The sequence below is a fragment of the Enterococcus sp. 1001283B150225_161107_E12 genome (assembly GCF_015556925.1).
Taxonomy (GTDB): domain Bacteria; phylum Bacillota; class Bacilli; order Lactobacillales; family Enterococcaceae; genus Enterococcus_B; species Enterococcus_B mundtii.
Genome location: NZ_JADNNI010000031.1, coordinates 1 through 1,952, shown reverse-complemented (window position 1 = coordinate 1,952; position 1,952 = coordinate 1). Strand labels below are relative to the sequence as shown.

Sequence of the window (1,952 nt, the reverse complement as noted above, 5' to 3'; positions counted from 1 at the left end):
ATGCGCCCATAGCTCAATTGGATAGAGTGTTTGACTACGGATCAAAAGGTTAGGGGTTCGACTCCTCTTGGGCGCGTTAGTTTTACGGGAAGTAGCTCAGCTTGGTAGAGCACTTGGTTTGGGACCAAGGGGTCGCAGGTTCGAATCCTGTCTTCCCGATTAGTAAATAGTTTCAAGGGGCCTTAGCTCAGCTGGGAGAGCGCCTGCTTTGCACGCAGGAGGTCAGCGGTTCGATCCCGCTAGGCTCCATTTCATTTAAATAATGAATACTTTTTTTCGCGGTGTAGCTCAGCTGGCTAGAGCGTCCGGTTCATACCCGGGAGGTCGGGGGTTCGATCCCCTCCGCCGCGATTATTTAAGAGCCTGGACCTTTAGCTCAGTTGGTTAGAGCAGACGGCTCATAACCGTCCGGTCGTAGGTTCGAGTCCTACAAGGTCCATAGCGACGTTGTATTTCATATTGGAGGATTACCCAAGTCCGGCTGAAGGGAACGGTCTTGAAAACCGTCAGGCGGGTAAAACCGTGCAAGGGTTCGAATCCCTTATCCTCCTTTTCATATTATCGCGGGATGGAGCAGTCTGGTAGCTCGTCGGGCTCATAACCCGAAGGTCGTAGGTTCAAATCCTGCTCCCGCAATTAAAAACTAAAAACATTGGTTCCGTGGTGTAGGGGTTAACATGCCTGCCTGTCACGCAGGAGATCGCGGGTTCGATTCCCGTCGGGACCGCCACGCGGGTGTAGTTTAGTGGTAAAACCACAGCCTTCCAAGCTGTTGTCGCGAGTTCGATTCTCGTCACCCGCTTTTAGTTTTTATGGGCCTATAGCTCAGCTGGTTAGAGCGCACGCCTGATAAGCGTGAGGTCGATGGTTCGAGTCCATTTAGGCCCATTTATTCAAAATCTTAATGGTTTTGGGGAAGTACTCAAGTGGCTGAAGAGGCGCCCCTGCTAAGGGTGTAGGTCGGGAAACCGGCGCGAGGGTTCAAATCCCTCCTTCTCCGTTTCATTTTTATCTGGCCCGTTGGTCAAGCGGTTAAGACACCGCCCTTTCACGGCGGTAACACGGGTTCGAATCCCGTACGGGTCATTAGCTTTATATTGGAGGATTACCCAAGTCCGGCTGAAGGGAACGGTCTTGAAAACCGTCAGGCGGGTAAAACCGTGCAAGGGTTCGAATCCCTTATCCTCCTTTTTCATATTATCGCGGGATGGAGCAGTCTGGTAGCTCGTCGGGCTCATAACCCGAAGGTCGTAGGTTCAAATCCTGCTCCCGCAATTAAAAACTAAAAACATTGGTTCCGTGGTGTAGGGGTTAACATGCCTGCCTGTCACGCAGGAGATCGCGGGTTCGATTCCCGTCGGAACCGTTTGGCTCGGTAGCTCAGTTGGTAGAGCAATGGATTGAAGCTCCATGTGTCGGCAGTTCGATTCTGTCCCGCGCCATACTGCGGGTGTAGTTTAGTGGTAAAACCACAGCCTTCCAAGCTGTTGTCGCGAGTTCGATTCTCGTCACCCGCTTTAGTTTTTATGGGCCTATAGCTCAGCTGGTTAGAGCGCACGCCTGATAAGCGTGAGGTCGATGGTTCGAGTCCATTTAGGCCCATTACTTTCATATTTTTACCTGGCCCGTTGGTCAAGCGGTTAAGACACCGCCCTTTCACGGCGGTAACACGGGTTCGAATCCCGTACGGGTCATCGAAGATACTTCATGTAAGTATCTTTTTTTTGCTCTTTGACAAGTAGTGTTGGCGAGTTTAAATGGCTCTTCGACAAGTAGTGTTGGTGAGTTCAAATTAGAAGAATTTCATCGAGAATCAATCGAAGCAGAAATAGGCTTCGATTGATTCTTTTTTTTTTGGATCGATCTTGGAAAACCGGCTCTTTGTCAATAAGGACTGATGAGTTGCGAAAAATTAAATCTGGGTCAGAATGAACCTCATTCTGGCTCAGATT

19 tRNA genes are annotated in these 1,952 nt (G+C 50.1%); all 19 read left to right on the top strand.

Annotated features, from left to right (window positions below):
- The first annotated feature begins 2 nt into the window (after positions 1–2).
- A tRNA-Arg gene (locus I2F89_RS15360) sits at positions 3–76 on the top strand.
- A 9-nt stretch (positions 77–85) separates the two neighbouring features.
- A tRNA-Pro gene (locus tag I2F89_RS15355) sits at positions 86–159 on the top strand.
- Positions 160–176: 17 nt separating this feature from the next.
- Positions 177–249 (top strand) — tRNA-Ala (locus I2F89_RS15350).
- 28 nt (positions 250–277) lie between these two features.
- A tRNA-Met gene (locus tag I2F89_RS15345) sits at positions 278–351 on the top strand.
- Between the two features lie 14 nt (positions 352–365).
- Positions 366–439: transfer RNA gene (locus I2F89_RS15340), tRNA-Ile, on the top strand.
- A gap of 22 nt (positions 440–461) precedes the next feature.
- Positions 462–551 (top strand) — tRNA-Ser (locus I2F89_RS15335).
- A gap of 11 nt (positions 552–562) precedes the next feature.
- A tRNA-Met gene (locus I2F89_RS15330) sits at positions 563–636 on the top strand.
- 18 nt (positions 637–654) lie between these two features.
- Positions 655–730 (top strand) — tRNA-Asp (locus I2F89_RS15325).
- A gap of 1 nt (position 731) precedes the next feature.
- A tRNA-Gly gene (locus I2F89_RS15320) sits at positions 732–802 on the top strand.
- Positions 803–814: 12 nt separating this feature from the next.
- Positions 815–888 (top strand) — tRNA-Ile (locus I2F89_RS15315).
- A 24-nt stretch (positions 889–912) separates the two neighbouring features.
- Positions 913–1,000: transfer RNA gene (locus tag I2F89_RS15310), tRNA-Ser, on the top strand.
- Between the two features lie 14 nt (positions 1,001–1,014).
- Positions 1,015–1,086 (top strand) — tRNA-Glu (locus I2F89_RS15305).
- A 13-nt stretch (positions 1,087–1,099) separates the two neighbouring features.
- Positions 1,100–1,189: transfer RNA gene (locus tag I2F89_RS15300), tRNA-Ser, on the top strand.
- A 12-nt stretch (positions 1,190–1,201) separates the two neighbouring features.
- Positions 1,202–1,275 (top strand) — tRNA-Met (locus I2F89_RS15295).
- An 18-nt stretch (positions 1,276–1,293) separates the two neighbouring features.
- Positions 1,294–1,366 (top strand) — tRNA-Asp (locus I2F89_RS15290).
- A gap of 3 nt (positions 1,367–1,369) precedes the next feature.
- Positions 1,370–1,442: transfer RNA gene (locus tag I2F89_RS15285), tRNA-Phe, on the top strand.
- A 4-nt stretch (positions 1,443–1,446) separates the two neighbouring features.
- Positions 1,447–1,517 (top strand) — tRNA-Gly (locus I2F89_RS15280).
- 11 nt (positions 1,518–1,528) lie between these two features.
- Positions 1,529–1,602: transfer RNA gene (locus I2F89_RS15275), tRNA-Ile, on the top strand.
- Between the two features lie 20 nt (positions 1,603–1,622).
- Positions 1,623–1,694: transfer RNA gene (locus tag I2F89_RS15270), tRNA-Glu, on the top strand.
- Positions 1,695–1,952: the final 258 nt, after the last annotated feature.